Genomic DNA, 2269 nt, shown 5'->3' on the forward strand with positions numbered 1-2269 from the left:
TGGCGGCCGTGCGGGCAGCGGCTCCCGCGGGGGAGGATCCGCCCGTGGTCTCCCGCCTGGGGGGACCGGAGGTCGGTGCACCGCAGCTGTTCGAACTGCTCTCACCGTCGCTGTTCGGCGAGGCCCGGATCGTGGTGATCACCGGTGCCGCGGAACTGGGCAAGGACGCCCAGGCGGCGGTGATGGGGTCCGCCGTCGACCTGCCGGACCAGACGGTCACGGTGGTCCAGCACACGGGCGGGGGTCGGGCCAAGGCGCTCGTACCGGACCTGCGTAGGGCCGGTGCGCAGGAGCACGCGGCCGGCAAGCTCTCCCGCCACATGGACGTGGTGGGATTCGTGCGCTCGGAGTTCCGGGGTCTCGACGTCCGGGTGGCCCCCGAGGCGTGTGAGGCCCTGGTGGAGGCGGTGGGCACGGACCTTCGGCAGCTGGCGTCGGCGTGTGGCCAGCTGGTGGCCGACACCGGGGGGAAGGTCGACGTCGAAGCGGTGCGCCGCTATCACTCCGGGGTCGTGGGGGTCAGCGGGTTCACCGTGGCCGAGCGCGCGGTCACCGGGGATGTGGCCGGCGCGATCGAGGCGCTCGAATGGGCCATGCACACGGGGGTCCCGCACGTCGTGTTGGCGGACGCTCTCGCGGACGCCGTGAACTCGATCGCCATGGTGGGCACCCAACGGGGCACCCCGCCGGCCGAACTGGCGCGGCAGGGCCTGCCTCCGTGGAAGGTCAAGAAGGTCACCGCGCAGACCCGGTACTGGTCCATCGACACCCTCGGCAGCGCCCTCCAGGTGGTGGCCCGCCTCAACGGCGAGGTCAAGGGGCAGGCGGAGGACACCTCGTACGCGCTCGAGCGGGCGGTGCGGGAGGTGGGGTCACTGGCCGGCGTCGCCTAGAACGCGACGAGGGCCCACCACGCGCACTCGATCGGTGCGGGGGTGGGCCCTCGGAGCCTCATCGCGGCGGCGAACGACGCGGGGCTGTGCTCCCCGACTGGGGGAGCGGGTCGCCTCAGAGCGCGTTGACGGCCTTGGCGAGCGACGACTTCTTGTTGGCGGCCTGGTTCTGGTGGATGACACCCTTGGTGGCGGCCTTGTCGAGCTGACGCGAGGTGGCGACGAGGAGGGCGCCGGCCTTGGCCTTGTCGCCGGCCTCGGTGGCCTCACGCAGGCTGCGGATGGCGGAACGCAGAGACGACTTGATCGACTGGTTGCGGAGACGGTTGCGCTCGTTGGTGAGGTTCCGCTTCTTCTGGGACTTGATGTTTGCCACTGGTCACACCTTCGGTCGTGTGTCGACGGCTCCGCGGGGGATCCGGTCGATCTGATGTCATGTCTCTAGTCCGCTCGAACACGCGCAATGCGATCCGGTGGACACCGACGACCCACTTTACCAGCGGCGGCGTCACCGGCCAAAACGCGTGACGGGTGGGCGAGCACCCGGTCGGGCCCGTGTCGGGCTGCCCGCCACCACCGCCCGTCAGCGCCAGCCGTAGTCCGAGCGCAACCGGTCCGCGACCCGGTCGAACGTGGCGCGGGAGCAGACGGCCCCCTCGCGTCGGATGCCCTGTTCGGGCACGTCCAGCACGCGGTCCAGGCGGACCCAGCTCGGTCGGCCCTCCGCGTCCCACGGTCCGGTGCCGAGCCCGAGCCACCCCTCGTCGTCGTCCCGCCTGTCCTGCGAGGAGAGCATGAGGCCGAGCAGTCGATCGCCGTCGCGGCCCACCACCAGGACCGGACGGTCCTTCCCGCGTCCGTCGGCCTCCTCGAACTCGACCCACGTCCACACGATCTCTCCCGGATCGGCCCGACCGTCGAGGTCGGGTGCGTAGGAGACGGTCCGCGCGCGACTCGACGTGGGCACGGTCCCGGACGTGGTGGGTCGTCCCGCCCCCACGGCCCCACGCGGCGCGGCGGAGGTGATCCCGCGATCCTCGAGGCGCCGACGCACCTCGAGGGCCACCGTCGGTCCGTACTTGCGGCTCATCCGGGCCGCGGTGCGACCCATCCGGGCCCAGTCGATCGCCATGTCCGCCAGGGTAACGGCATCTAGGATCCCGGTTCATGGACATGCTCTTGGCGGTGGTGTGGGCGGACGACCCGGAACGTGCCGGGCCCGACGCCTCCCGGCTGCGGTCGGACATCGCCCGGGCGGTGGACGGCCCGCTCGCCGACCTCGGGGTGACCGAGTACGTGGTGAACGTCCGCGACGAGGCGGTGGCCGGCGCGATGATCGACGTGCAGGTGACCCCGCGGCCGGTGCTCGCGGCGGT

At 72.1% G+C, this 2269-nt stretch carries 3 protein-coding genes and 1 pseudogene; 2 read left to right on the plus strand and 2 right to left on the minus strand.

Annotation, left to right across the window (positions count from 1 at the left end):
* Positions 1–893 (plus strand): DNA polymerase III subunit delta (holA, locus tag G6018_RS13235; RefSeq protein ID WP_182639853.1); only part of this gene is annotated, 893 nt, incomplete at its 5' end.
* Positions 894–1008: 115 nt separating this feature from the next.
* Here holA and rpsT read toward each other — a convergent pair.
* Entirely contained in the window at positions 1009–1269 is a 261-nt protein-coding gene (rpsT, locus tag G6018_RS13240) for a 30S ribosomal protein S20 (RefSeq protein ID WP_179524952.1), read from the minus strand.
* Between the two features lie 207 nt (positions 1270–1476).
* Positions 1477–2025 (minus strand): type II toxin-antitoxin system PemK/MazF family toxin, encoded by a 549-nt coding sequence (locus tag G6018_RS13245; protein WP_182639854.1) that lies wholly within the window; start codon positions 2023–2025, stop codon positions 1477–1479.
* A 35-nt stretch (positions 2026–2060) separates the two neighbouring features.
* On the opposite strand from G6018_RS13245, the pseudogene G6018_RS13250 reads away from it, so the two are divergent.
* Positions 2061–2269: pseudogene (locus G6018_RS13250) on the plus strand (hypothetical protein); the annotation flags it as partial.

Source organism: Dietzia sp. DQ11-44 (assembly GCF_014145205.1).
Taxonomy (GTDB): Bacteria; Actinomycetota; Actinomycetes; order Mycobacteriales; family Mycobacteriaceae; genus Dietzia; species Dietzia natronolimnaea.

Coding starts and splice junctions, on each gene's coding strand:
- G6018_RS13245 (WP_182639854.1), bottom strand. CDS start 2,025: ATGGCGATCGACTGGGCCCGGATGGGTCGCACCGCGGCCCGGATGAGC.